The 25,181-nt window shown below is 61.9% G+C and carries 24 protein-coding genes and 1 tRNA gene; 17 read left to right on the top strand and 8 right to left on the bottom strand.

Annotated elements, in window-relative coordinates:
- Positions 1-3: 3 nt before the first annotated feature.
- From NO887_RS00880 to NO887_RS00870, 3 genes are all read right to left on the bottom strand, one after another.
- Positions 4-756 carry a long-chain fatty acid--CoA ligase gene (locus NO887_RS00880; protein ID WP_256416606.1) on the bottom strand — a complete coding sequence of 251 codons (753 nt, stop codon included), beginning with the start codon at positions 754-756 and terminating at the stop codon, positions 4-6.
- A gap of 59 nt (positions 757-815) precedes the next feature.
- Positions 816-1,934: a DUF5305 domain-containing protein gene (locus NO887_RS00875; RefSeq protein ID WP_256416605.1), complete on the bottom strand. Its 1,119-nt coding sequence runs from the start codon at positions 1,932-1,934 to the stop codon at positions 816-818.
- A gap of 94 nt (positions 1,935-2,028) precedes the next feature.
- Entirely contained in the window at positions 2,029-3,270 is a 1,242-nt protein-coding gene (locus NO887_RS00870; protein WP_256416604.1) for a DUF7504 family protein, read from the bottom strand.
- A 125-nt stretch (positions 3,271-3,395) separates the two neighbouring features.
- Between NO887_RS00870 and NO887_RS00865 the strand changes: the two genes are divergently transcribed.
- Positions 3,396-4,577, top strand: coding sequence for a hypothetical protein (locus NO887_RS00865; RefSeq protein ID WP_256416603.1), 1,182 nt, complete (start codon positions 3,396-3,398; stop codon positions 4,575-4,577).
- Positions 4,578-4,670: 93 nt separating this feature from the next.
- On the opposite strand, the gene NO887_RS00860 is transcribed toward NO887_RS00865, so the two are convergent.
- A complete protein-coding gene (locus NO887_RS00860; protein ID WP_256416602.1) occupies positions 4,671-5,207 on the bottom strand; it encodes a hypothetical protein in 537 nt (178 codons plus the stop codon).
- Positions 5,208-5,322: 115 nt separating this feature from the next.
- On the opposite strand from NO887_RS00860, the gene NO887_RS00855 reads away from it, so the two are divergent.
- The 7 genes from NO887_RS00855 (at position 5,323) to NO887_RS00825 (ending at position 12,769) form a co-directional block, all read left to right on the top strand.
- Positions 5,323-5,395: transfer RNA gene (locus NO887_RS00855), tRNA-Gln, on the top strand.
- A gap of 244 nt (positions 5,396-5,639) precedes the next feature.
- Complete coding sequence (locus NO887_RS00850) at positions 5,640-5,843, top strand: hypothetical protein (RefSeq protein WP_256416600.1); 204 nt, start codon at positions 5,640-5,642, stop codon at positions 5,841-5,843.
- 489 nt (positions 5,844-6,332) lie between these two features.
- Complete coding sequence (locus NO887_RS00845; protein ID WP_256416599.1) at positions 6,333-8,363, top strand: helicase HerA domain-containing protein; 2,031 nt, start codon at positions 6,333-6,335, stop codon at positions 8,361-8,363.
- A 1-nt stretch (position 8,364) separates the two neighbouring features.
- Entirely contained in the window at positions 8,365-9,741 is a 1,377-nt protein-coding gene (locus tag NO887_RS00840) for a hypothetical protein (RefSeq protein WP_256416598.1), read from the top strand.
- 89 nt (positions 9,742-9,830) lie between these two features.
- Positions 9,831-11,108 (top strand): DNA methyltransferase, encoded by a 1,278-nt coding sequence (locus NO887_RS00835; protein ID WP_256416597.1) that lies wholly within the window; start codon positions 9,831-9,833, stop codon positions 11,106-11,108.
- A gap of 112 nt (positions 11,109-11,220) precedes the next feature.
- The gene (locus tag NO887_RS00830; protein ID WP_256416596.1) at positions 11,221-11,769 is read left to right on the top strand and encodes a hypothetical protein; all 549 of its coding nucleotides are present in this window, start codon (positions 11,221-11,223) and stop codon (positions 11,767-11,769) included.
- A 34-nt stretch (positions 11,770-11,803) separates the two neighbouring features.
- Positions 11,804-12,769, top strand: coding sequence for a Kiwa anti-phage protein KwaB-like domain-containing protein (locus tag NO887_RS00825; protein WP_256416595.1), 966 nt, complete (start codon positions 11,804-11,806; stop codon positions 12,767-12,769).
- Positions 12,770-12,783: 14 nt separating this feature from the next.
- Here the strand turns inward: NO887_RS00825 and NO887_RS00820 are convergent, their stop codons facing one another.
- The 3 genes from NO887_RS00820 to NO887_RS00810 form a co-directional block, all read right to left on the bottom strand.
- Entirely contained in the window at positions 12,784-13,836 is a 1,053-nt protein-coding gene (locus NO887_RS00820) for an actin-like salactin (RefSeq protein ID WP_256416594.1), read from the bottom strand.
- On the bottom strand, positions 13,833-14,336 hold the full coding sequence (locus NO887_RS00815) for a FlaD/FlaE family flagellar protein (RefSeq protein WP_256416593.1): 504 nt from the start codon (positions 14,334-14,336) through the stop codon (positions 13,833-13,835). The genes NO887_RS00820 and NO887_RS00815 overlap by 4 nt, the downstream gene beginning before the upstream one ends.
- 93 nt (positions 14,337-14,429) lie before the next feature.
- Positions 14,430-14,978: a zinc ribbon domain-containing protein gene (locus tag NO887_RS00810; RefSeq protein WP_256416592.1), complete on the bottom strand. Its 549-nt coding sequence runs from the start codon at positions 14,976-14,978 to the stop codon at positions 14,430-14,432.
- Between the two features lie 120 nt (positions 14,979-15,098).
- Between NO887_RS00810 and NO887_RS00805 the strand changes: the two genes are divergently transcribed.
- From NO887_RS00805 to NO887_RS00795, 3 genes are all read left to right on the top strand, one after another.
- Entirely contained in the window at positions 15,099-15,956 is an 858-nt protein-coding gene (locus NO887_RS00805) for a pantoate kinase (protein ID WP_256416591.1), read from the top strand.
- Positions 15,957-16,017: 61 nt separating this feature from the next.
- The gene (locus NO887_RS00800; protein ID WP_256416590.1) at positions 16,018-16,782 is read left to right on the top strand and encodes a DICT sensory domain-containing protein; all 765 of its coding nucleotides are present in this window, start codon (positions 16,018-16,020) and stop codon (positions 16,780-16,782) included.
- Positions 16,783-16,842: 60 nt separating this feature from the next.
- Positions 16,843-18,237 carry a signal recognition particle protein Srp54 gene (locus tag NO887_RS00795; RefSeq protein WP_256416589.1) on the top strand — a complete coding sequence of 465 codons (1,395 nt, stop codon included), beginning with the start codon at positions 16,843-16,845 and terminating at the stop codon, positions 18,235-18,237.
- Positions 18,238-18,357: 120 nt separating this feature from the next.
- On the opposite strand, the gene NO887_RS00790 is transcribed toward NO887_RS00795, so the two are convergent.
- A complete protein-coding gene (locus tag NO887_RS00790; protein ID WP_256416588.1) occupies positions 18,358-19,038 on the bottom strand; it encodes a hypothetical protein in 681 nt (226 codons plus the stop codon).
- A 118-nt stretch (positions 19,039-19,156) separates the two neighbouring features.
- Here NO887_RS00790 and NO887_RS00785 point away from each other — a divergent pair, with 118 nt between their 5' ends.
- From NO887_RS00785 to pstA, 6 genes are all read left to right on the top strand, one after another.
- On the top strand, positions 19,157-19,738 hold the full coding sequence (locus NO887_RS00785; protein ID WP_256416587.1) for a biotin transporter BioY: 582 nt from the start codon (positions 19,157-19,159) through the stop codon (positions 19,736-19,738).
- A gap of 9 nt (positions 19,739-19,747) precedes the next feature.
- Positions 19,748-20,497 carry an energy-coupling factor ABC transporter ATP-binding protein gene (locus NO887_RS00780; protein ID WP_256416586.1) on the top strand — a complete coding sequence of 250 codons (750 nt, stop codon included), beginning with the start codon at positions 19,748-19,750 and terminating at the stop codon, positions 20,495-20,497.
- Positions 20,494-21,207 carry an energy-coupling factor transporter transmembrane component T family protein gene (locus NO887_RS00775; protein WP_256416585.1) on the top strand — a complete coding sequence of 238 codons (714 nt, stop codon included), beginning with the start codon at positions 20,494-20,496 and terminating at the stop codon, positions 21,205-21,207. Before NO887_RS00780 ends, NO887_RS00775 begins: the two co-directional genes overlap by 4 nt.
- 234 nt (positions 21,208-21,441) lie before the next feature.
- Positions 21,442-22,506 (top strand): PstS family phosphate ABC transporter substrate-binding protein, encoded by a 1,065-nt coding sequence (locus tag NO887_RS00770; protein ID WP_256416584.1) that lies wholly within the window; start codon positions 21,442-21,444, stop codon positions 22,504-22,506.
- Between the two features lie 48 nt (positions 22,507-22,554).
- Positions 22,555-23,556 carry a phosphate ABC transporter permease subunit PstC gene (gene pstC, locus NO887_RS00765; protein WP_256416583.1) on the top strand — a complete coding sequence of 334 codons (1,002 nt, stop codon included), beginning with the start codon at positions 22,555-22,557 and terminating at the stop codon, positions 23,554-23,556.
- A 1-nt stretch (position 23,557) separates the two neighbouring features.
- Positions 23,558-25,180: a phosphate ABC transporter permease PstA gene (pstA, locus tag NO887_RS00760; RefSeq protein ID WP_256416582.1), complete on the top strand. Its 1,623-nt coding sequence runs from the start codon at positions 23,558-23,560 to the stop codon at positions 25,178-25,180.
- The last annotated feature ends 1 nt before the right edge of the window (position 25,181 follow it).

Below are 25,181 nucleotides of genomic sequence, written 5' to 3'. Positions count from 1 at the left end.
CGGTCAGCGTAACGCGACCGAATCGAGCGCGACAGACCGCGGGGTCGCGCCTGTCCCGTCTGCGTGTTCCGTAACTTCAACTGTCAGTGTCGATCCTTCCGCGAGCGCAACGGTCGCTCCGACCGACAGCGGAGCGACGAGTCCCGCGGCCACCGCCCGTGTGTTCGAGAGCCCTCCGCCGAACGTGACGCGAGACGCCGCGGTCATGTCGTATCGATCGGCGACCGCGGCGGCCGCGTCGAGGATGGCGCGGTGGGAGACGTCGCGGTCGGACGGAGCGCGGTCAGACGAGCCGCGGCGTCGAGCGCAGATGACCGCGTCCTCCGGCGCGACCTCGCTCGGCGGCGTCGCCGGGTTCTCGCTCCACAGCTCCTGTTCCCAGTGGGTCGTCTCCGGGCGCTCCGGCGGGCCGCCGAACGCGACGAGATTCGTCCCGGGTGCCGGTTCGATCGTCGGCTCGTCGTCGACCGACACGAGCACGACGCGGTCGCCGGCGTCGACTCCCGCGTCGGGATCGAACCGCACCGGCGCACCGAGCCGGGCGGCACCGAGGAACGCGAGGACGGTGTGCAGCTCGGGTGCGGGGTCGACGGCGACGACCGAGCCCTCACGCGCGCCGAGGTAACGCAACACGTTCGCCGCCTTGTACGCGTTGGTGATCAGATCGCGATAGGTGCGCTCGCGCCCGTCGACCGTGACGAGCGCGATATCTCGGCTCCGCCGGTCGCGCGCGAGGAGATCGCCGACGACGTCCATGCCCGACGCTCAGGTCGGTGTGACATAAAAGCAAGCGGCTCCGCCGAATCCGTCGCCTCTCAGCGTTCGAACTGCTCGAACTCGTCCATCGTCATGTCCGCGTAGTTGACCAGCCAGTCTTCCGCCGGCGAGTCGGGCCGGACGTACACGTACACGTAATCCCCGTCGAGCACCGTGCTCACACCGAGCTGTTCGTCCTTGATGACGCGCTTGTTGGTGTCGATGGCGACATCGACGAGCCCCTCCAGATCGTCGACGAGGACCGTCGCCTCGTACTCCCGCTCGGAGGGGAACGTCCCGCGCGTGATCCACTCGGAGAACTCCTGTTCCTGCTGGTGGATATGGAGGATCTCGCGCTCGTCCGGTGAGAGTTCGACGAGGCCGCGCCGGCGAGCGACCAGCAGTCCGCCGGTGCCGGCGAGTCCGACGACGAACAGCAGCACCGAGCCGGCGGCTTCGAGGCCGCTGGGCTCGACCACGCGCTCGACGGTGTCCGTCCGCTGGCTGCTCTCGTCGATCGTCTCGGTTTCGAGGACGCGGAGCGTCTGCTGGGTGACCGTGATCGGCATCGCGCTCTCGTAGGTTGCGCTCACGGACTGTCCAGACAGCGTGCCCTCGACGTTCGACGTGGCGACGACGCGGATCTCGATGGTGCCCGCGGCACCGAGCTGCTGTTCGATCGTGTCGATGTTCTCGAAGACCTCGTCGATGTCGACGGTCGCGTCCACGGTGTGGTTCCCGTCCGCTGTGACGCCCTCGTCGCTCCCGCTCGCAAGCGGCTCGGCGTACTGCCAGAGCACGTCTTCGCCCTCGACGCCCCGATACACAAGACGGATGTCTGTCGTCACGTCGACTGACCCCTCCGAGGCGGTATGTTCGTACGCGTACGTCACGTCAAGCTCCTCCGCGAGGTTCACGTAGTACACCGGTCGGTTTCGCACGCGTTCGCCCTCCTCAAACACCAACGAGTCGTTGACGACGACGGAGCTGTGGTCGAACGCGGTCGACTCGGACCACTGTTCGACGGTCACCGAGTCGCGCTCAACCTCGGGGCTCGCGTGGACTTGATAGCTCCACCACCCGCCGACGGCCGCGAGCAGGATCGCCGCGATCAAAAGCACCGAGAGCCACTGTTCGAGGAACGCACGGGCCCGTATCGACCGGTCGATGTCGCTCACGAGCGTCCCTCACGACCTCGGTTCCGCGGAAGCGACGCCTCCCCGTTCCGTGGAGACACGTTCTGCGTCCGCGACGCCCGACGACTGCGGTCAGTCATTCGGTGTGCACTCCGGTCGAGTCGATGGCGACGACCTCGTCGAACAGCGGTTTGAGCGTGCTCAGGTCTTGCGGATTTCCGGCCAGCGGGTCCGCGTGGAAGTGCGAGACCGCCCCGCCGCCGTGGAGCGTGTTGAGAAGCACGTGCAGAAACCGGAACGTGCTCTTCACGTCGCGGTAGTTCAACACGACGTTCAGTGAGTCGAAGCAGACGGCGATCGGTCGATCGTCGATCGCCCAGCTGTCTATCGTCCCGGACACGACGATCCCCAGACGCGTGATATCGTTTGGGTTCGTGATCTGCACGCTGTCGACGACATCGTCGACCGACGCCGGCACCGACTGCCTGTAGCCGATCGCGATCAGTTTGAGACGGTCCGCGTTCCCCGCAATCTGCGCCAATCGGTCGGGATCGAGTTCCTGATACCGGACGAGGAGCACTCGCGGTGACGCTCCCTCTCGGCCGACTTCGAGCAGCTCGTGACAGGCGTGATCCGTGCGATCGTCTCGCGACTCGGACTGCACGAGCACGCTCGTTCCCGGTTCGATGTCGACGGGGAGTTTGCTCTCACCATCGGCGTCCGGGTTCCACCCCTGCGCGACGCGATCCGAAGCGCTCGCCGCTGTCCCCGAATCTGTGGTCGCGGGATCACTGGGGTCGATCGATTCGGCGTCCGAGGACACCTCGTCGGCCTCGTCGCGGTCCCAGATTCGTCCGCCACGATCGGCTGACCGCTCGTCTGGCCGCGTGCCGGTGTCGACCGCGTCGGTAGTTTCGCGCGTGCCGGCACTACCGCCGACCGTCTCGTCGCTCCCCCTGTCCGAGCCGGCGGTCACGGTAGCGTCCTCGTGTTCGCCCGCCTCGCCCGTCTCGCCCTCGTCGAAGCCCGTCGCCGTCCCGCTGTCGTCATCGGTCGCGGTCGACCACCTCCACTCGTCTGGTTCGGCGGCCGAGTCGCCGTCGTCTTGCTGACTCCCCGTGTCGCCCCGATCGGCGTCGGCCGGCGGCGTCTCGTCGGCTCCGTCCAGCCGCGATCGGAGCGATTCGAACCGAGACGAGCGCTCTGAATCGGAGTCGGCGTCATCGACGTCTGCCGAATCGGTGTCGTTCGATCCGGAGTCGCTCATCGAACTCGACCGGCCCGCATCGGGCGTGCTCGTGTTCGCGCGATGTGTCCCGACCACGTTCGATCGGAAGACACCACCGCCGGTCGCGGTGTCCCGGATCGCCCCCGACACGCCGTCTCCTGCGACTGCGTCATCTTTTGCACTCTCGTCATTTCAGACTAAAAAACCATCGCACAGCGTCGGCGGCGACGGTTTCGACACAACCGTTAAGATACTGGATACCCAACTGTGCGACCGTGTCAGACTCTCGGGACCCCGATGAGGCCGATCCGATCGACGTCGACACGTTCCAAGAGTGGCTTCACTACACGGCGGAATCCCGCGACCTCGAGGAGCGGGAACTGCTGGATCGACTCGTCTCCGCCTACTGGGTCCTCGACGAGATGAGCGATGTCGTTCCCGACACGCCCGCCAGCGGTCCCGGGCCGGCCGCAGAATTGGATTCGGACGGCTCATCGGAGTGGCGATCGTTGCCGAACCGTCGTCGAACTGACGAGTCGACAGAGAGAACGAGCGAGAGTCGTCCGAGAGACGAACGCGCAGCCGGCGTCTCGAGTGACGCCGCTGATGCCGAGCGGCACCCAGCCGAAGAGTCAGCGGCGCGAAGCGGCGCTCCAGCCGGCGACGACGAGCCGGAGACGGCCGGCGAGTCTAGCGATCCCGGCGGATCCGGCAGGTCCGGCGGGGACGGCGACGACACCGATGCATCCGACATTCCGACCGACGACCCCGTCGCAACGGAGATCCAAGAGCTTCGCAACTCGATTCAGACCCAGCTCGACTTAGTTCAAACTGTCACGGAGCTCCGGCGGCAGGTGTCTGACCTGTCTCTTGACGTCGAACAGCAACGGTCCAGACAGGACGGGTTCACCGACCGCATCACCGACGACCTCACGCGCCTCAACCGACGGGTCGAACAGCTCGACGCGCAGGTCGGCGACGACGCGGAGGACCTCACCGAACGCCTCGACGCCATCGAACAGGTCCTCGGCGACCTCGAATCGACACAGGACGAGTTCGAGGCGTGGATAGACGGTGAGTTCGACGAGATCGAAGCGCTGTTCCAGCGGCTGATCGAGCGGACAGATGACCTCGACGACCGACTCGTCGACGCTGAACGGACGGCCGACACCACCGAGGAGATCGCGACCGCGCGTCGCACTCTCGGCGCGTTACGGCGTGAGGCGATCGACCTCGGGGTCGACGAGGGAACCTGTGACCACTGCGGGTCGTCCGTCGACCTCTCGATGCTCACCGATCCCATCTGTCCCGGCTGCGACCGCCCGTTTGCAGACATCACCCCCGGCCGCTGGTGGAGTCCTCTCTCCACTGCGACGCTCCACACGGAGTCCGGCACGCAGAACACAGGACCCACAGACGGGGCGACACATCCCCGAGACATCGTGGACAGAAACTGACTCGCTTCGCGACAGCCGAACCGTCGTACTCGACACGGCTCGTCCGACCGGACGGTCTCTCAAACTCCTCTCGATCCGCTCTGCAGGCCCACCTCAGATCAGTTCGATGGATCGCAGTCCCGCGACGATAACCGTGGTATTGTACACGGCGACGAGCGCGAACAGCGCCGACGGGAGGCCGTATCCGACGAGTCGGACGAGCGGGGCGAGATGGCCGTCTCGACGACGTATCGAGACGGCGACGGCGGCGATTTCGGTGATCGCGATAATCGAAACAACGAGTACGCAGGAACTGACGATCAGTCCGGTCTCGACGCCGACACGGCGCAACACTGCGTCGACTGCGGGGTTCGCCTCGTACACCGTCGGAACGAACCGAAGTCCGATGCCCGTCGTGAGCGCGTCGGCGAACTTCGTCGCCGTCAACAGCGCGATTCCGGACAGACAGAGCGCGCTCCGACCGAACTGACGCGCTCTCGCCGAGCGGTCGGCCCCGCCATACCGCGTCCCCGTACGTGATTCGACCGATCGAACCGACTCGGGACGCGACCGTCGTCGCTCGGACGGCACGCGGTGGCCGAGAGCGGTGCCGTCGTCTCTCGGCTGTCGATCTGTCCCCCGTTTAGACATCTCACGTGGATCGTTTAGTTTCAACTCATATAAGTATGTGGTGGGGTATCACGAACGGTGCTCACAGTCGGCGAAAAGTAACCTACTTGAGTGCGCGCGCGGAATCAGTGATCGCAGTCCCGTGGTGTAGTGGCCAATCATAATGGCCTTTGGAGCCATTGACGGCGGTTCGAATCCGCCCGGGACTATACCCAAAAAGGCACGAATCCTCTTTTTTGAGGATTTTATTGCTGGTAGTTGCTGGTGGTGAATTCGGTCTCGAAGTCTCTGTGGCGCGCGCCAGAGTCCCATCCTGGTGAGTGACGTGTGGGTGTGACGCGTCACTGTGACGTGTGACTTTCACGTATGACTGTGACGTGTGAGAGTGCCGTTTGTTCCGAGTGTGTGAATTATGTAATAAGTCTATATGGTAGGGTTGTGAGGATTCTGACGATGTCTGATCAAGATGATGTGTCCGGGTTTGGTGCGAATGCCGTTGATCCGGGGCTCGGCACCGACGAGGATGATGATTCCGTAGATGATGCAGATGATGGCCGAGAAGAGATAGAGATGGAACCAGAGTTCCGCCGGTGTACGCGTGCGGAAGCGATGGGGATCGAGAGCAGCGACGACGACGAGGGCATCGACGAAGACTAAGCGCTGATCCACCCACTCACAACGAGGGGTGTCTCGACTCTCCTGAGGCCTAGGCGCGCTAGCCGAACCGGCTAGCACACGCCCGTTGCACACCAGTATCGATATAATCGGGGCGTGATCCTTTTGGCAATTAAATTACGAATATATACTGTATGGAAGAACCCGAACAAGTAGACATAGGCGGTAACGGCGATGAGTGACCCGACACGCGTCACAGTGCTGTGTGCTGGCTCGACAGATGACGGGACTCGATGTGATCGCACACTAACTGTACACGTCTATTACAAGTATCGAGATCACTACTGCTACGACCACTCTGACGAGGACGGTGACAAACGGTGATCAGGACAATCTCCAACGTTCCATGCCACGACTGCGACTCACTACTGATCGACGGTGGACTGTGAAGTGATTGTGTTTCACTTTCACTTCGGCCACGCAAGGTTATTCACCTTCGCATGAGTTGGCAGGCATATGTCTAATCGACTGATGAGCGAGCTAGCCCTCAACGACCAAGACATCAAACCAATCATCGAGGGTTCCCAGCTCATAGGGGGGGTCTATTACATGCAGTACGACACGTGCACCATCGTGAGTAACGACCGTTGGAAAGACGAAGCCGACGGCGTTCCTCGACACTGCTACCTTCTCGCAACAGCCGCAGACTGGGAAGATCCTAACAATTTCAACGAGGAAGACGCATACGCGATGCTTCTTCGCGCCAAAGGCCCAGCGAAACTCCCCGCAGAGGACGACCTAATGAAAGTCCGAGAAGAAGCGATGCGAAAGAAAATCACAGGCGACTCCAGCATCGAATCAGACCGAGTCGTCCCTGGCTCCAGTGAAGACATCATGGACGTTCTCACCCGAGATCGAATCCAGTTCTCTGGAATCGACGCCAAAATCCTCGGCACAATCTATCAAGAAGACAACGAATTGCAATTCGGGAGCGACGTGGAGACATTCTATTCCAGTGCCCGATACAAAGTCTACAAACCCGGGCCAGAAGCGCTTGCACGAATCTTCTCTGAAGTCCAGATAGGTCGAGACGATGAGGACGAGGACGACGTAGACAGGGAGGGAATTCGATTAGGGCGCGTTCGATATACCTCGACCGAGCGACGATCTAATCTCGAAGGTGCGACCGTTCCTATCGATATTAAGGATATCATTGGCAACAAAACCGCTCTGTTCGGAATGACTCGAACCGGGAAATCGAACTCCATGAAAGTGTTTGCGACCGCGTCCTTCATGGAAGCAGTTGAAACGGGGGAAACACTCGGGCAGTTACTCTTCGACCCGACTGGTGAGTACGCTAACGTAAATACTCAAGACGACGAAACCGCACTCGCAGACATTCACGACGACGCCGTCACGGTCTACAGCTGGGCAAACGATGACGACAACGTCGAATCGCTCGAAATGAATTTCTTCGACTATGAACAAATCGAAGAAGTCTGGCAAACCACCAGAACCCTTCTAACCCAAGATGCGACCTACATTGACAGCTTCAAATCCGCAGACGTAATTGGGCCAGGTGAAGATGGAGATTGGGGAGATCGTAACACAGCAGTTCGCTGTCGCTCCGCCTTCTACGCAACACTAATTCAGGCTGGATTTAGACCCCCCCAGGGTTGGACAACACCCATCCCTACAAACCAAGCAGTGCGTGACGAAGTCAACAATATCTACGGGGAAGACGACTACTTCGAAGAGTCTGACGGAGGCGCACCTGGTTGGATGTTCGTTGATGCAGATGATCTCGTGACGTTCTGGGAAATCGTCGCCAACAACCGAGGAGACATAAATGCCGCCAATAACGGCGGGGACTGGATAGACAACGATCTGGATGCCATCCTTGTTGTATTCAATCAGGAACGAGGCGCTGGATACCGACACCTCCAACCGTTACAGCGGTTCCACGGAACTGGAGCCGCAGGGTACTACCCTCGACGCATCTTCGAGAGCCTTATCGAAGGCGACATCGTGATTGTCGATCTTACTACCGGAACAGACGAGATCAATCAGCGAATCTCGAAAAACATCATCGACTATATCGTCAATCAACAAGTCGGGATCTTCACTGATGGGGATGATCCGCACAACATCCAGATTTACGTGGAGGAAGCACACCGGCTATTCGGAAGCGACCACCTAGATGAAGCCGAAGACAGTGACCCTTACGTTCGGCTCGCAAAAGAGGCTGCAAAGTACAACATTGGGTTAGTGTACGCAACGCAGGAAGTGAGCGGTGTAGACGACCGCGTACTCGCGAACACCGCGAACTGGATCGTGACGCACCTCAACAGCAAAAATGAAACCAGAGAGCTGTCGAATTACTACAATTTCGAAGCGTTCGAACGACAGACTCGCGAAGCAGAGGACAAGGGATTCGCACGAGTGAAAACACGCAGTGGAGAGTTCATCATCCCCACTCAGATCGACCTCTTCGATACTGATCTCATCAACCAAGCGGGCCAACTGTACGAGAACTACCACGGAGACGACGGAGGAGAATAGAATGCCGTACGAGAGTGGGAATACGTATGAGACAGCGCAACGGCTAGGGCACGTTCCAATCATCGAAAACGAGTTAGTTCAGGAGGAACTCGACGGGTTCAGCACAAAGGAGGTAGACCCGGACGAAGCCCCGATCGAAGACAATAGCTATGCATTGGAAGATCTTCCGAACGAGGGCATTGACCCGAGTTACTTCCTCTCGATAGATGGGTCACTCCAGGAAGTTCCAACGAATGATGACTACCCGAGCAATCGTATTGGATTCGTTCAAATCGCAGCTGTTCTCACCAAGCTCGACCTGCTCGACGAACAGGAATCAGAGCGATTCGTTGACCCGGCGCGCGTCGAAGAGATCGATGACAGTTCCCTCCAGGATATCGTTCTCCCGAGCAGTAACTACATTCGAGACGATGCGGAAACAACCGTTGAGAGTTGGCGGAAACACATTTACGACACGTTCAAAACACGCGAAATCGAGGGAAGATCCCTCCTAGAGATCTACCTTGACGTGATTCAGGCCGATCCACGCCTAATCGATGAGAACACGGTGGACGTGTATCGATGCCCCAATCCAGACTGTCCGGCTAACACCGGTGAGCGTCGTTCCGAACTTCATATTCACACCAGTGTTGACGACTTCGGGCACTGCCCCAAATGCGACACAGAAGTCTACCCGACTGATGCCCTTCGAACACATGAACGAGTGAGCGAAAGTCAGTCGAATAGAACTGCGATATCAGATATTATGCAGGTGTTTGAGCACTTAACGATGTGCGCATACCTGTTGTATCTTTCCGAGGAGAATCCGGAGCGTCTCTCTCGTGTCGGGTTTATTATCGACGGGCCACTGGCCATCTACGGGACAGGATCGTTCTTACATAAACCAATTCTGCAAACGATTGCACGAGTGTCGAACAGACAGAAGGAACTGGGGTACGCACCACCGATAATCGTCGGAATCGAGAAAAGCGGTCAACTCAAAGATCATGCAGATCAGATCAGGGACAAGATGGAACCGGGAACGGTACTCAAAATGGATAATGAGTACATCTACAAGTATGTGAAAACAGGGACAACCGATGATGAATATGGTGTGAGGGAACACTACGGGTGGCCGTTCATTTACCGGACGAGATCGGGACGAGTGTTCATGTTGAAGGTTCCCAAGCTCCCAAACGGCGAGGAGAAGTACGATCCGATGAACTACCCATTGATGCGGAAGACGCTAGAGTCCATCTCAAAGGTTGAAACGGCACTATACGATGATGCGACAATCCCAGTGACGCTTGCTCATCAACGTGCTTCGATCCCTCTCAAAACTGGATCGAAAGTACTTGAATTGTTCTCCAAAGGGGCACTTAATAACGGATCATCGTAGTGGCGCAGTCTTGCGGTTCTTGCAATCCCGTCGCGATGCGCAAGATTAACACGACTCGCGAATATTTGTCTTGGTAAGAATACCTTTTCATGTCAAAAACAACTGAGGGCGCTTCGATAAGTACGGATGATCTAATTGCAGAAAATACAACAGGACTTCAATCAACGTGGAAAGAAGCCCCTCGAGGCTGGGGTCACAGCCTCCACCGACTCTCACCCTATATTGGAGGATTCCCGCCCGCTCTCGCCCACTACTTTATTCGCCGGTTTAGTGACGTTGGAGATTCCGTTCTTGACCCATTCTCTGGAGGTGGAACGACTCCGCTGGAAGCAGCTCTTCATAACCGAAAAGGATACGGGAACGATATATTTTGCTATGCTTATACGCTGTCAAAAGCCAAATGCAATCCGGTCAACCCTGAGAATTTTGAGGAGTATCTCGACGAGAAACTAGACGAAGCAGCATCGGTTGATAACACCGGGATGCGACTACTAGACAACGAAGATCTACAGGTGTTCTATTCGGACTATACGCTGGATCAAATCCTTCGGTTGCGAGAAGTGCTGCATGACGATGATAGCCCGAAAGCGATGTATCTCAAAGCAGTGATGTGCGGCATCCTTCACGGCCCGAGTCAAATGTTCCTCTCGCTTCAAACAAAGGACACGTACTCGGGAACCGCGAACTATGTTCGCGAGTATGCCGAGAAACACGATCTTGAACTTCCAGAGCGTGATATTCGTCCCAAGGCCATACAAAAACATGAATTAGCCCAAGAAGACTTTATTCCTCCGTGGGTAAGCTCACAAACAAAGATTACGCAATCAAACGCCACCGATCTCCCTTTTGAATCAGAGACAGCGGATCTCATCGTCACGTCACCACCATATATGCAGACGCTGAACTACGATTGGAATAATTGGATTCGACTTTGGTGGCTGAATACCCCACGTGAGGATGAACGGGATAACCTTGTCAGTACCCAAGATACGGATAAGTATCGGGAGTTCATGCGTGAGTGTCTGCGGGAGATGTATGATGTACTCGCGCCAGACAGCGTCGCGGTATTAATTGTCGGTGACGTTCGAAAGCACTTGTCCAATCGAAAACAGATACTCAACACGGCAGCGATTATCGCGGAAGAAGCCCAACAGTACACGGATTTTGACGTTCATGGGATTATTGATGATGCCTATGACGTGGAAAACCGCAGCTATGTTGTTTTCAACCGATTGAAATACGATCATGATGAGGATGACGAAGGGCGAGAAACAATTGACCGGTGTCTGATCTTGAAGAAGGGCTCACCGGAGATGTCTACCGAGCCCGAGATCGACTGGGAAAAAGAATTGTACAAAAGTGCCTAGCTCGTCTCTGGTCACTGCGTCCTGTGGTTCAATGTGGGATGGCTCGCTACGGGCGGCGTACGCTGCAAATTGATGGGAAAAGTCCATCCCCCTGCACCAACAAGTACTAGTCATGGCAGACTATCGTGGGTGGGTCAAAGTAGGGCTCTTTTTGAGTTCCTATATTCCCCTGTGGCTTGCCATGGCGGTGAAAGCCCACGATATCACATACACTGTCTACGGAGTTCAGTTCCCGTGGATTTCACTTCTATTCGTCTTGATGACACTTATTTCCGGTATCGTACTTCGGGAAGCGATTACTATCCGCAAGCAAAAGGAACCGAAGTTCCGAGACATTGAGTCATACAAGAGCCGTCACGATCTTCTTACCAGTTATCTCATCCCGTATATATTCCCTTTCGTGAGCCTTGACTACGCATTGTGGGAGAACTGGGTGATTTTCACTTTGTTCTTTTTCGTGCTCGGTGCCATCCAAATCCGTTCCGCACACCTACACGTCAATCCGATATTGGCCGTGATGGGGTACGATATCTATGAAATCAAGGATGGTGGTCGCGGGACTAACATGTTGGTGGCAGATCGGGATATTGACCTAGAAGAGGATACCGTAACCACGGTTGAATTGAGTGAACGTGTCCACATCACCGTAAGTAATAGGTGATTGAGCGAAGGTATGTGATAAAGAGAGAGTACCCATGACTGATATTAGTGATCTGGAAGATGCACGAACATTTGGGATGGGCCATGGGTCAACTCGCGATATTGTTGTCGCTCGTGAACAGAACTCTAATGATGGTCTTGAGTTCGAATTCGGCGAAGTTCCGATCAACCAGCGGATTGCTAATGACATTCAAGATCTAGTGAAGAGCCGTCTGAAAAAGCGGATCGAGAATTACCGGGATGGAAAGACAGAGTTTGAGGAATACGACCTTTCGAATATCAATCGTGACCCACAGCCAATCCAGTACTGTGATCGGGACGACTTCCCGATGTCCGATTCAATAGAAGAGTTGTTCACGGAGAACGACTTGCCGGAATCCTCGTACGAGGAGCCCAGACCCGACTTCCAGGCGATTCGATTGAAGAACAGCGACGGTAAGATGTTGGTCGCATTTCGGGGCTATACCAACAGACAGGTCATCGAAATGAATCGCAAGGGCTGGATGATGCTCCAAGACCAAGAGTACAACAAAGTGAATGATGGAGAGCTCGTATCTCTACCTCAGAAGATTGATGCAATCTATTTTGATGGCCAGTTCTTCATCTTCAAACAGCGTAGCTTCGAGGATACGTTTGATTGGGTTGAAGAACTTGAGAACACCGCTGTTGAGACATTTAGAACCATCAAGGACAGCAATGTGCTGATACATAATATGAGCGAATTCCGAGAGCGTGTGTACAACCATCGAACAAAAATGCGGAAGCTGTATGAGGTATCTCAGTCGGGAATCACCTCGGATCTGGACATGCAGCAAGCAAAGGCAATAATTGACGAATTTGGTTTGGAATTGGATATTCGCGAGAACGGGGATGGAAAGGAAGGTATTGAGATCCCAGATGGGCATCGTGTTTGGGACGTGATTCGTCTGTTCAACAATGATCATCTCGTATCTCCCGTCGATTCATCTCGCTTCCAAGTGTATGGCAAAGAACAACGGTAGTGATGTCGCTCTGATTACACGAGGCGTTCCGCGATCCGGGCCGCGCCTTCGGCGGCGGCCGTCGCGGGGTCCTCAGGGGAGACGACCTCGATGTCGCGGTCGAGCACGTCCGAAAGCCGTGATTCGAACTCTTCGGTGAGCCCGGGGATACACGCCATTCCGCCGGTGACGGCGATCGGGCGACCCAACGCGAGCTGGTACGGCTTCATGTGATCGTTCGCGAGCTCCGGGAGGAACTCGTTGGCGACCGCGTCGACGGCGTCGTCGATGTAGCGGTCGACCGGGCCGCGGACGCCGCGGTCGACGGTGAACTCGTGGCTCCCGCCGCCGGGCTGCTGCACCACGTCCGTGAACGGCTCGAAGTCGTACACGTCGGCGTGCTCCTCCTTGTACTCCCGTGCGGTCGTCCGATCGATGTGGACGCGACCTTGGCTCTCCTCTTCGACGGCGGCGACGATCCAGCGGTCGACCTCGTTGCCCGTCACCGAGCCGGTCGAGAACGGTGAGAGCTGCTCGCCGCGCCGGTAGGCGCACGCCTCGAGCGTGGTCGATCCCATGTTGACCGAGAGGAATACCTCGTCAATCGCGTCGAGCCCGTCGCCGTAGGCGGGGATCGACCCGCACAGCGACTCGGGGAAGCTCCGGGCCTCGATCTGGCCGATCGACGACCCTTCGATCACCCGCTTGAGGTTCTCGACGCCCTCCTCGTTGTCGATGGTCGGCACCGCGTAGACGACGGCGCTCTCTTCGGGCACGTCGTGGGCGTCCACGACCGCCTCGAAGAACCGCTCGGCGTCGGCGACACTCTCGTCGTCTTCGGGAAGTCCGGACCGGAGCATAAACCGCACCGTGTCCGGGTACTCGACCGCCGCTTCCTCGCCGAACAGCACCTTCTCTTCGCCGGTGATGGCGTCCTCGTAGGTCGCCAGACAGGTGAGTATGGAGTGTCGCTCGCGACCGCCCCGCCCGTCGGGGATGTCGAGCACCGTCCGAGTGCTGCCGAGTTTCACGCCCACCGCTGCCGGTTCATCCGATTCGTTGATATCCGTGGATTCGTCGTCGCTCATGGTTCACTCGCACACGAAGCGATCCGGACGATGGAGACGAGGCTGATCCGATGGTCCGCGGGGGTAAATGGCCGATCGTACCGTGGGGCGTTGAACCCCTCCAGCCGGCGCGTCAGCGCGTCGACCGCGTCGGATTCGATCCAGCCGAGTTCGGCGTAGTACGACAGCGCGTCGCGACTGCGTAGATGTCCGCCGACGTCGACGAGGTAGCCGAGCCACTCGCCGAGTTCGTGTTCCGCCTCCGGCGAGGCCGGAACCGCTCGCAGATACGGGCGGTTTTCGGCGTCATCGGGTCGAGTCCCGTCGCCGGCGGACAGCCGCTGTCCTCGCTGACGCTGGAGCAGCTCGGTGAACGCGGCCGAGCGGGCGGCTTGCTCCGCTCGACTCCGGTTCGGCTGCCGAAGCGGCTGCTCCCGAGCCGCTTCGTCTACGTCGACTCGCGGTGCGCCCGCGATCTGACGCAGCTCCCGTACGTCGTATCTCCGTGGATTCAGACTCATGTTCCGTCCGTCGTTCGCGTCCGTACTCTCGACATCACGACGGCGATATATGATAGTTGCTCCGCAGTTATCAGCTGTGAGAAGGGATCTGGATCACGTCTCATCGGCCCACGGGAGCGGCTCCGTACACCAGTGACAGAAGTCGAGGTCGGCGTCGGTCTCTTTGCCGCAGTGCGGACACTCGACCTCCGCCGGCTCGACCTCCGCTGGCTCGGCGTCCGATCCGGTGACTGCGGCGACCGGAGACTGTGACCGCTGCGCGTCGTCGCCGTCGGTGCCGTCGCTGTCCTCGGCACTCGCGGCGCGGCGGCGGATCGCTTCGGCGGTGGCGTCGGTCCGCTCGCGCGCGGCGGCGTCGGCGCGACCCACGACGTACGCGTCGATCGCCGACAGCCCGTATAAGAGGACAAGCGAGACGGTGATGTCGAGCGGGAGCGACGCGGCGGCGTCGGCCGCCTCGGCCGGAGCGGTGATCGAGCCCGATACGGTCACGTCGTAGAACGCGAAAAGCGCTACGCCGCCGGCGACGATGGTCAGGTGCCACAGCAGCGCCCGTCCCCACCGACGCAAGACGAGGTGGCCGAGCCCCGGGAATAGCATCGCCAGCGCGGCGGCGAGGAGGGGACGCAACTGATTTCGCATACGTCCGGGGTTCGTGTGGCCCCTACTTACCGCCTGCGGTGTCCGCCGCGCTCTGTGAGACCCGCGGTGTCGTCATCGCGGATAACAACCGTTAATCGACGGCCGAACCTCCGGCAGAGCATGAGCAGGCAGCGGGCGACCGTGTTCGTCCCGGGACACGTCACGGCCTTCTTCAGCGCGCATCCCGACGACCGGCCGGCCGCCGCCGGGTCGCGGGGCGCGGGCGTGACGCTGACTGACGGCGTCACCGTCGACGTGTCGGCGGCCAGCGGTGACGGCGGCACCCGGCTCCTCGACGGTGAGCCCAGCGCGATCGGCGCGGTCGAGGACGTGCTCGACGCGCTCGACGTGCCCGCGGTCGATGTCGCGGTCACGGCTGACCTGCCGATCGGTGCCGGGTTCGGCGTTTCCGGCGCGGCCGCGCTGGGGACCGCCGTCGCGGCGAACCGGGCGTTCGACCGCGGCCGCTCGGAGAACGACCTCGTCCGCATCGCCCACGAGTCGGAGGTCCGTCGAGGTACCGGCCTCGGCGACGTGGTCGCGCAGGCGCGCGGCGGTGTCCCGATCCGACTCGAACCCGGCGCACCCGGGTTCGGCGCGCTTGACGGGATCCCCGCAGACGCCCGCATCGAGTACGTCACGTTCGGTGAACTGTCGACGGAGACGGTGTTGGGCGGCGACACGACCGCACTCTCGGCTGCCGGAGTGACTGCGCTCGAACGCGTCCGCGCCGACCCGCGGCTTCCGACGATGATGGCTGTGGCCCGCGAGTTCGCTCGCTCGGCCGACCTCCTCGTTCCTGAAGTCGACACCGCGATCGACGCGGTCGAGGCCGTCGGCGGCGAGGCCGCGATGGCGATGCTCGGCCGCACCGTCTTCGCGCTCGGGACCGGGCTCTCGGACGCCGGCTACGACCCCGAGGTCTGCCGGATCGACGCCGCGGGCACGCGGATTGTCGACGAGCGCGGCCGTGAGTAAGATCTTTTGACGAGCGCGGCCGTGAGTAAGATCTTTTCCGCGTTCGGCCGGAGTAGGGTATATGGCCGAATCGCTTCGCTCGTTCTTCGACGAGCTTGAGTCGCCAGAACGGCATCTCGTCCTGTTGAACCGGTCGTCGCCGGATCCGGTTCGGAAGTTGCTGGACTCGCTGCTCGACGGACAGCCGGTTTCGATCAGCGAGACCGACGACCCCGCGTCGGACGACGACGTGGTCGCACTCGTCGAGAACGGCTCGATCGTCGCGCGGTCGACGCTCGACGAACTGCTCGAATCGGTGTTGCTCATCAACTCCGATCTGTACAAGACCGGTGCCATCGAACTCGACGAAGTCGCGCTTCCGGACGTGTTCGAAGGGCTTGACGAGGTCCCGTTTCGGGTTCGCGGCTATCCCGCCTCGAACAAGGAGAAGCTCCTGTTGATCATCATCTCGCGGGTGATAGAGCGGGTCGCTGTCGAACACGGCGTCGGAACGCTGCGGGCCTCGTTCCAGCGGCTCTCCCGGATCGACGACGAGCGCGGCACTCGGTCGGTGTACGAGCGGGTCGCCGGCACCGGCGTCGACGTCCACGTGTACGGCGTCGGCGACGTGGACCGGCTGTCGACCCTCCCGATAACCGTTCACACCGGGACCTCCTACCCGTACCGACGCTCGTGGTTCGTCGTGTTCACGCCGCCGGATGGGACCGACGGGGACCACGTCGCGCTGCTCGCGCTCGAAGACGAGCCGAACGTCTGGGACGGCTTCTGGACGTTTCGCCCGGAGCTCGTGACTCGAATCGAGCGGTACATCGCGGAGCGGGTCTGACGCGGGCTCGCGCCCGCCGACGAACAAAGCTTTACCGCGTCGCCCGCCTATCTCCGGCAAATGGTACTCGACGACCTCGGTACGTCTCTCCGGAGCAGCCTCGACAAGCTCCAAGGGAAACGCCGGCTCGAAGAGGGCGACGTCGAGGAGATCGTCAAAGAGATCCAGCGGTCGCTGCTGTCCGCCGACGTCGACGTGTCGCTCGTGATGGAGCTGTCCGACTCGATCAAGGCCCGCGCGCTCGACGAGGAGCCCCCGGGCGGCACCACCGCACGCGACCACGTCCTCAAAATCGTCTACGAGGAGATGGTCGAGTTGGTCGGTGACTCCACCGATCTCCCCCTCGAAAATCAGACGATCTTACTTGCCGGCCTTCAGGGATCGGGGAAGACGACCTCCGCGGCGAAGATAGCGTGGTGGTTCTCGAAGAAGGGGCTCCGTCCCGCGGTCATCCAGACGGACACCTTCCGGCCGGGCGCGTACGATCAGGCCAAACAGATGTGCGAGCGTGCCGAGGTCGACTTCTACGGGAACCCCGACGCCGACGACCCCGTCGAAATCGCTCGGACGGGGCTCGAAGAGACCGAAGACGCCGACGTGCACATCGTCGACACCGCCGGTCGGCACGCCCTCGAAGACGACCTCATCGCGGAGATCGAAGAGATCGACGACGTCGTCGACCCCGACCGCTCGCTACTCGTCCTCGACGCCGCGATCGGACAGGGGGCCAAAGAGCAGGCCCGCCAGTTCGAGGAGTCGATCGGCATCGAGGGCGTGATGATCACCAAGCTCGACGGGACCGCCAAGGGCGGCGGCGCGCTCACGGCCGTCAACGAGACCGACTCCTCCATTGCCTTCCTCGGGACCGGCGAGACGGTCCAAGACATCGAGCGCTTCGAGCCGTCCGGGTTCATCTCGCGGCTGCTCGGGATGGGCGACCTCAAGCAGCTCTCCGAGCGCGTCGAGCGCGCGATGCAGGAGGCCACGGAGGAGGACGACGACTGGGACCCGGAGGACATGCTTCAGGGCGAGTTCACCCTGAAGGACATGAAAAAGCAGATGGACGCGATGAATCGGATGGGGCCCTTAGATCAGGTGATGGACATGATCCCCGGGATGGGCGGCGGGATGATGGACCAGCTCCCAGACGACGCGATGGACGTGACCCAAGACCGCATGCGGCGGTTTGAGCGGATCATGGACTCGATGACCGACAAGGAGCTTGAGAACCCTCGCGTCGTCGGCCAGTCGCGCGTTCGGCGGATCGCTCGCGGCTCCGGCACCGACGAGGAGACGGTCCAGCAGCTCTTAGAGCAGCACTCGATGATGGAACAGACGATCGATCAGTTCCAGGGGATGGGCGAGGGCGACATGCAGCGCATGATGAAGAAGATGGGCGGCGATGGCGGCGGCGGCCTCGGAGACATGATGGGCGGCGGCAAGGGACCGTTGTGAACTACCCCTCCCTACTCGCTCCCGCTGGTCGCTCGTTGAGGAAGGGGGCTTCCGCCTACAAACTGCTAACCGGCACCGGCGACCGCTCGCCGCACATTATCGGTCGATTGACGACAGCAGCTATAGCGACACGTCCGTCTCGATGTCTTCCGTCGCCTCTTCGAGCCCGTCTTTTCGGGCGGCGGCGGCGTGTGAACCTTCGATCTCGGCGTCGGTGAGAAGGTCGCGGAACTCGTCGCGGAACCGGTCGTTCGCGCGGGTCGAGGTCAGATCGACGCGCGCGACGCGGGCGTACCTCGCGACCGCGTCGGGGTCGGCGTCGAGCGCGTCCGCGCACTCGGGGATCGAGCGCCCTTCGGCGGTCAGCCGCTTCAGGTCCTCGTAGTCGAACGCGTCCCCGTCGACCTCGCGGTCGCGTTCGCGCACGAGGTGGAGGTCCAGACGGGCGTCTCTAACGGTCTCGGGTGTGATATCGCTCGACTCGTTCGTCTCGTCCGTCTCGTCCGTCTCGCTGCCGCCGGCTTCGTCCGTCTCGTCGCCGCCGAGTCGAGCCGCGATCGCCTCGTCGTCCGATTCCTCGAAGCGGGCGCGTGCGATCCGCGCGTACGTCGCGTCCTCGAGATCGGTCGAGAAGCCGTACCGATCGCGCAGTGCGGCGACCAGCTCGCGGACGCGCTCGTCGACCGCCGCCGCGTCGCGGTCGGTGAGCGTCCCGCGCGACTCCGCCTGCCGCTCGGTGACCGTGTCGGACCCGGTGGTCTCGACGAAGATGTCGCGGAGGTCGGCGGTCTTCTCGTCCATGGAAGAGAGACAACGGGCTCGCCGTAGATAAGACTCGTGTCCGTCACTTGATTCATCACATGGTGCCTCACACCCGTCAACCAGTATCTTCAAGTTGGTTTACGAGCGTGTCACAGCCATGGCAACAAGCACGGAGTCCGTCGACCTCGTCGGCGACGAGGCTGCGACGAACCTCGCGCGCGCGGCGCTTTTCGCCGCGCTCGTCGGCGCGTTCGCGTACGTGACCTTTCCGAACCCCGTCTCGCCCGTGTCGGTGACGCTGCAGGTACTCGGCGTGTTCCTCGCTGGAATCTACCTCGGTCCGGTGTGGGGTGCCGCGTCGCTCGTCTTGTACCTCGCGGCCGGCGCGCTCGGCGCGCCCGTGTTTCAGGGCGGCTCTGCCGGCGTCGGCCAACTGGTCGGCCAATCGGCGGGATACCTCTGGTCGTACCCGCTCGCCGCGGCGGTCGTCGGCGTGGTCGTTCACCGCGGGGTCGGTCTCCGCGATCTCGACAGCGTCGGCCTCCTGTCGCTCGTCGGCGCGATGGTCGCCGGCACGGTCGTCATCTACGCGCTCGGCGTCGCGGGGCTCGCGCTGGTGCTTTCCCTTGGCCCCGTCGAGGCGGTGACGGTCGGCGCGGCCGCCTTCCTCCCCGCCGAGGCGCTGAAGATCGCCGCCGCGGTCGGCATCGTCCGGTCGGACGCGGTCGCGGCCGCGTGAGGTGCTGCAGTGATCGATCTCGACGGCGTCACCTGCCGGTACGGCGGGAGTCGGGGCAAAGACGATGTTGACGACGCCAGCGGTGTCGTCGCCGTCGACGATGTTTCTCTCCGGATCGACCACGGCGAGTTCCTCGTCGTCGCGGGCCCCAACGGCTCCGGCAAGACGACGCTCGTTCGGACGTTCAACGGACTCGTCGAGCCGGACGCGGGGACGGTCTCGGTCAACGGAACGCCGGCCGACGCGGACCTCGTCGCCGCCCGGAGCGCGGTCGGTATGGTGTTCCAAGAGCCCCGCGATCAGCTGGTCGCGTCGACGGTTGGCGCGGACGTGGCGTTCGGCCCGGAGAACCTCGGATGCACGCACGAGGAAATCGACCGGCGCGTCGCCGACGCGCTCGCGGCCGTGAACATGACCCGCCGCGAGGACGCCCGGATCGGCACGCTCTCCGGCGGCGAGCGCGAGCGTGTCGCGATCGCTGGCGCGCTCGCCATGGAGCCGGACCACCTCGTCTTGGACGAGCCGTTCACCGGGCTCGACGAGCCGGCCCGCCTGTCGGTCCTCGACCGACTCCGCGCGCTCCACGCGGCCGGGACGAGCGTAATCGTCGTCACTCACGACCTCCGCGACGTGCTCGACCTCGCTGATCGCGTGATCGGACTCGCCGACGGGCGGGTTGCCGTCGTCGGCCCGCCGAGCGAGGCGCTTGCGGAGCTCTCCAATCTCGGGGTTCGGTTGCCGGCCGGCCACGATCCATGACGCTCGCGTACGTCTCCGACGACACCGCGTTCCACCGGCTCGACCCCCGCACGAAACTCTGTTGGCAGGTCGGGTTCGCGGCCGCCGCGTACGCGTACACGACGCCGCGCGGGCTCGCGGTCCTCACGCTCGTCGCGGTCGGATCGCTGCGGCTGGCCGGCGGCGGCCTCCGAGACCTCTGGAGCTATCGCGCCGCGTTCCCGGTGCTCGCGGTCGCCCCCGTCGTCGCCGGCGCGACGCTCGGGTCGCCATGGGTCCGCCCCGACCGCGCGGCCGACACGGCGCTCGCGAGCTATCGTGTGCTCCTGATCCTTGTCGTCGCGGCCGGCTACGTCAGATCGACGCCGGTTCGCGATTCGCGCGCGGCGATCCAGCACACGGTGCCCGGCCGATCCGGGCAGTTCCTCGGTGCCGGCGTCGCGCTCGTGTTTCGGTTCCTCCCGCTGCTTCGGCGGGACCTGACGGCGGCGCGCGAGGCGGTCCGCGCGCGCGCCGGAGCCGAGCGCGCGGTGACGGACCGAATCCGGATCGTCGCGACGGCCGGCCTCGACAGAGCGTTCGAGCGCGCCGACCGGCTGGGAACCGCGCTCGCCGCGCGCTGTTTCGCGTGGAACCCGACGCTCCCGCGTCTCGCGTTCGGCCGGATCGACGGACCGGTACTGGCCGCGAGCGCGCTGCTGCTGGCGGCCGCGGTCTGGCGGGTCGCGTGACAAGCCGTAACATCACCCGATCCGGGCCAGTTCGTCGGGGGAGTTGCGCTTCAGCGCGGGGAAGATGTCAATCGGCCGTAAATGCGTCCGGAGCGCCGGATCGACGCCCGAACCGCAGAAGCCCCCTCCCCGCCGATCGAATCTATATAGAGTATATAGTGCCGGGGAGCGATACTGCGTCAGCCGTACCGCTCATAGCATACTATTTAACCGAAACTCGCTCTCGATCAGGTGATGGCATCAAGCCACGACGCGGACGCGAACGGCATCACGCGGCGGAAATCGCTTGCGATGCTCGCCGGTGCGGGCGCGCTGACGCTCGCGGGCTGTACGTCTGGTGACGGTGGCGACGGTGGCTCCGGAGACGGGTCCGACGGCGGCTCCGGTGACGGGTCCGACGGCGGCTCCGAGAACCTCTCCGGGGACATCCGTATCTCCGGGAGCAGTACGGTCTACCCGGTCGCCCAGGAGGTCACTCGGTCGTTCGCCGAACAGAACTCGGAAGTGAGCTTCAACCTCACTCGGGACGGCAGCGGCGGCGGGTTCGAGAACGTCTTCATCCCCGGCGACAGCGACATCAACAACTCGAGCCGACCCATCAGCGAGGACGAGCTCCAGCGCTGCCGCGACAACGGCATCGAGCCGGTCGAGTTCTTCGTCGCGCAGGACGCGCTCACCGTGGTCGTCAACAACGACGCCGACTTCATCGACACGATCTCGCTGGAGGATCTCGCGACCATCTGGTCGCCGGACACCGCGCCCGAGATGTGGTCCGATGTCAACGACGACTGGCCCGACGAGCCGCTCGACCTCTACGGTCCGGCGAGCACGTCGGGCACGTACGACTACTTCACCGAGGCGGTCATCGGAGAGACGGAAGCCGATCAACCGATCCGGGAGGACTTCGAAGGGACCGAAGAGGACGACCTGATCGCGCAGGGTGTCGCCGGAAACGAGTACGCGCTCGGGTACCTCCCCTTCGCGTACTACACGAACAACCCCGACACGGTCAAGGCGCTCACCCTCAGCGAGGACGGCGGCGACCCGGTCGAGCCGAGCCTCGAAGGCGCACAGAGCGGGAACTACCCGCTCGCACGGCCGCTGTTCTTCTACGGCAACATGAACAACATCCAGGAGAAGAACCATCTCCAGGCGTTCCTCGAGTACTACATCAACGAGGCCGACGAGGACTACATCGCCGAGGACATCGGCTACGTCCCGAGCAGTCAGGACATGGTCGACGACAACCTCGCCGCCCTCGAAGAGGCGATCGCCGGCGAGTACGAGTACAGCGCGTAGAACCCGAAGGGGAACGCTGATTACTCACCTCACGTTTTACCAATCTACATGAGTAACGAACCGGAGAGCGGGGTCGGGTCGCTCCAACGGAGCGGATTCGTTGTCCGTAAGGAGCGCCTCTACGGCCGCCTGATCGCGGCCTGCGCCGTCCTGACGATAGGCGTGACCGTCGGAATAATCTTGGCACTGTCGGGACGCGCCCTCTCGTTCTGGTCGCAGATATCGCCGATCGCGTACTTCACCGGAACGAGTTGGAGTCCCGTCATCGCACAGGACTACGGCGTGCTCCCGCTTATCAGTGGGACACTCATCGTCACCGTCTTTTCGGCGCTGATCGCGCTGCCGATCGGCTTGGCGGCGGCGATCTATCTCAGCGAGTACGCGAGCGACAAGGCACGGTCGATACTGAAGCCGTCTCTGGAGATCCTCGCCGGCGTGCCGACGGTCATCTACGGTTATATGGCGCTCGTATACATCACGCCGCTGATCGACAGCGTCCTCCCGTTCTCCGCACAGCTGATTCCGCCGGGCGTTCCCGTCCTCCCGGAGTTCACCTTCGTCATGCCGTCGCTCGGCACGTTTAACGCGCTGTCGGCGAGCTTCGTCGTCGGGATCATGATCATCCCGATGGTCTCGTCGATCAGCGAGGACGCGCTGAGCGCGGTTCCGGATAGCCTCAGACAGGGAGGGTACGGCCTCGGGTCGACGAAGTTCGACGTCTCGACGCGGATCGTCGTCCCGTCGGCGACCTCCGGTATCGTCGCGTCGTACGTGCTCGCGATCTCGCGGGCGATCGGCGAGACGATGGCTGTCACGATGGCGATGGGCATGAGCCCGCAGATGCCGTACTTCCCGAACGTGCTCACAAATCTCGCGGAGTCGGGACAGACCATCACGGCGGCGATGGTCCAGATCGCCAACGCGGACTCCCTCGGAAGCGGCCCGACCTACGAGGCGATGTTCGCGCTCGGGATGACGCTGTTCGCGATGACGCTGACGATGAACGTCCTCGCTGAAGTGGTCCGACGGCGGTTCCGGGAGGAGTACTGATATGGCTACGGAAGAGACTACAAGCGATCAACTCGGACAGAGCACGGCACTACGGATCCAGAAGCTGAAAGGACAGATATTCGAGGTCGCGCTCGTCGCGGCGACGCTCGTCGGAATCGTCTCGCTGCTCGCGTTGTTCGCGCAGATCGCGAGCGACGCGTTCCAACCGGGATCCGCGTCACTCACGTGGTTTCTCGTCTATCTCAGTACGCTCGTCGGGCCGACGGCCGCGTTCACGCTGTACGCCCGTCGGAGACCGGCGGTGCGGGAGACGAACGCCAAGGCGTTCGCGGCGGTGTTCGGCGGGCTCCTCCTGAGCGTCGTCACGTATGCCGTCGTCGACGCGCTCAGCCCCTACGACGTGTTCACCTACGCCTTCTTCGCGTCGCTTCCGCCGGCGCTCGTCTTGGCGTACGACCGGACAACGGACGATCAAACGTACACCGGACCGGCGATCCCCGCGTCGATCATCGTGGGCATCGCTGTCGCAGCGCTGCTGTACGACCTAGTCCGGGGGCCGATCGGAATCGCCGCGGAGTGGATCATGTACTTCGGTGTCGTCACCGTTCCGGCGTCGCTCCTCGTCGCGAGGCTGACGGCCTCTCGTCGCGGTCGCCGTTCCGGTGTCGTCGTCGGGGGAGTCGTCGCCGGCGGCGGCCTCGCCGTCGCCGCGGCGTCGATAATCACGGGGGCCAACGCGTCGCTTCTGGTCGTCCTCTTCTCGGCGTTTGTCGTTCCCACCGGCTACGTCCTCTGGCGGTCGGTCCGGACGGACCCGGAGGGACGCGTCGGCGTCGCAGGACCGTTCGTTCTCCTCGGTGGCACGCTGCTCGGTGCCGCGGTCGTCGACCGGTTCGGGATCCGGAACCCGGACACCTTCCTCACGCCGAACCTGCTCCTCAATTCGTGGGACGGACTGACCGCGAGCAACGCGGGCGTTTATCCACAGATCGTCGGATCGATCGTCATCGTCGGCTTCATGGCGATCCTCGCGTTCCCGGTCGGGATCGGCGCGGCCATCTACTTGGAGGAGTACGCGCCGGATACCGGGATTCGCGGGCGACTCGCGACGCTGTTGGAGGTGAACATCTCGAACTTGGCCGGTGTCCCTTCGGTCGTGTACGGACTGCTCGGCCTCGCGCTGTTCCGGCGGACGCTCGGATTCGGAACCGGGGTCGTCGTCTCCGCCGCGGGAACGCTCGGACTGCTCATCCTCCCGATCGTCATCGTCTCGACGCAGGAGGCGCTGCGGTCCGTCCCAGACGCCCTTCGACAAGGGTCGTACGGGATGGGCGCGAGCCGGTGGCAGACCCTCCGCGAGGTTGTCCTGCCCGAAGCAATCCCCGGAACCCTCACCGGGACGATCCTCGCGCTGGCGCGGGCGATCGGTGAGACCGCCCCGCTCGTTATCATCGCGGTTGCGACCACGAAGTACAGTCCGCCGAGCGGACTGTTCTCCAGCGCGACGGCGCTCTCGCTCCAGATATTCGCCGCGTCGGCGAACGCGAAGCCGGAGTTTCGACATGGCGTCGTTCCGGCGGCGGCCGTGGTGCTACTGATACTGATGCTGCTGATGAACGCGACGGCAATCGTTATCCGGAACAAGTACGGACGTGAGAACTAAC

Origin of the sequence: Halorubrum laminariae, assembly GCF_024494655.1 — an archaeon.
GTDB lineage: Archaea > Halobacteriota > Halobacteria > Halobacteriales > Haloferacaceae > Halorubrum > Halorubrum laminariae.
The sequence above is the reverse complement of the archived record's forward strand: the minus strand, read 5'-3'. Positions and strand labels throughout refer to the sequence as shown.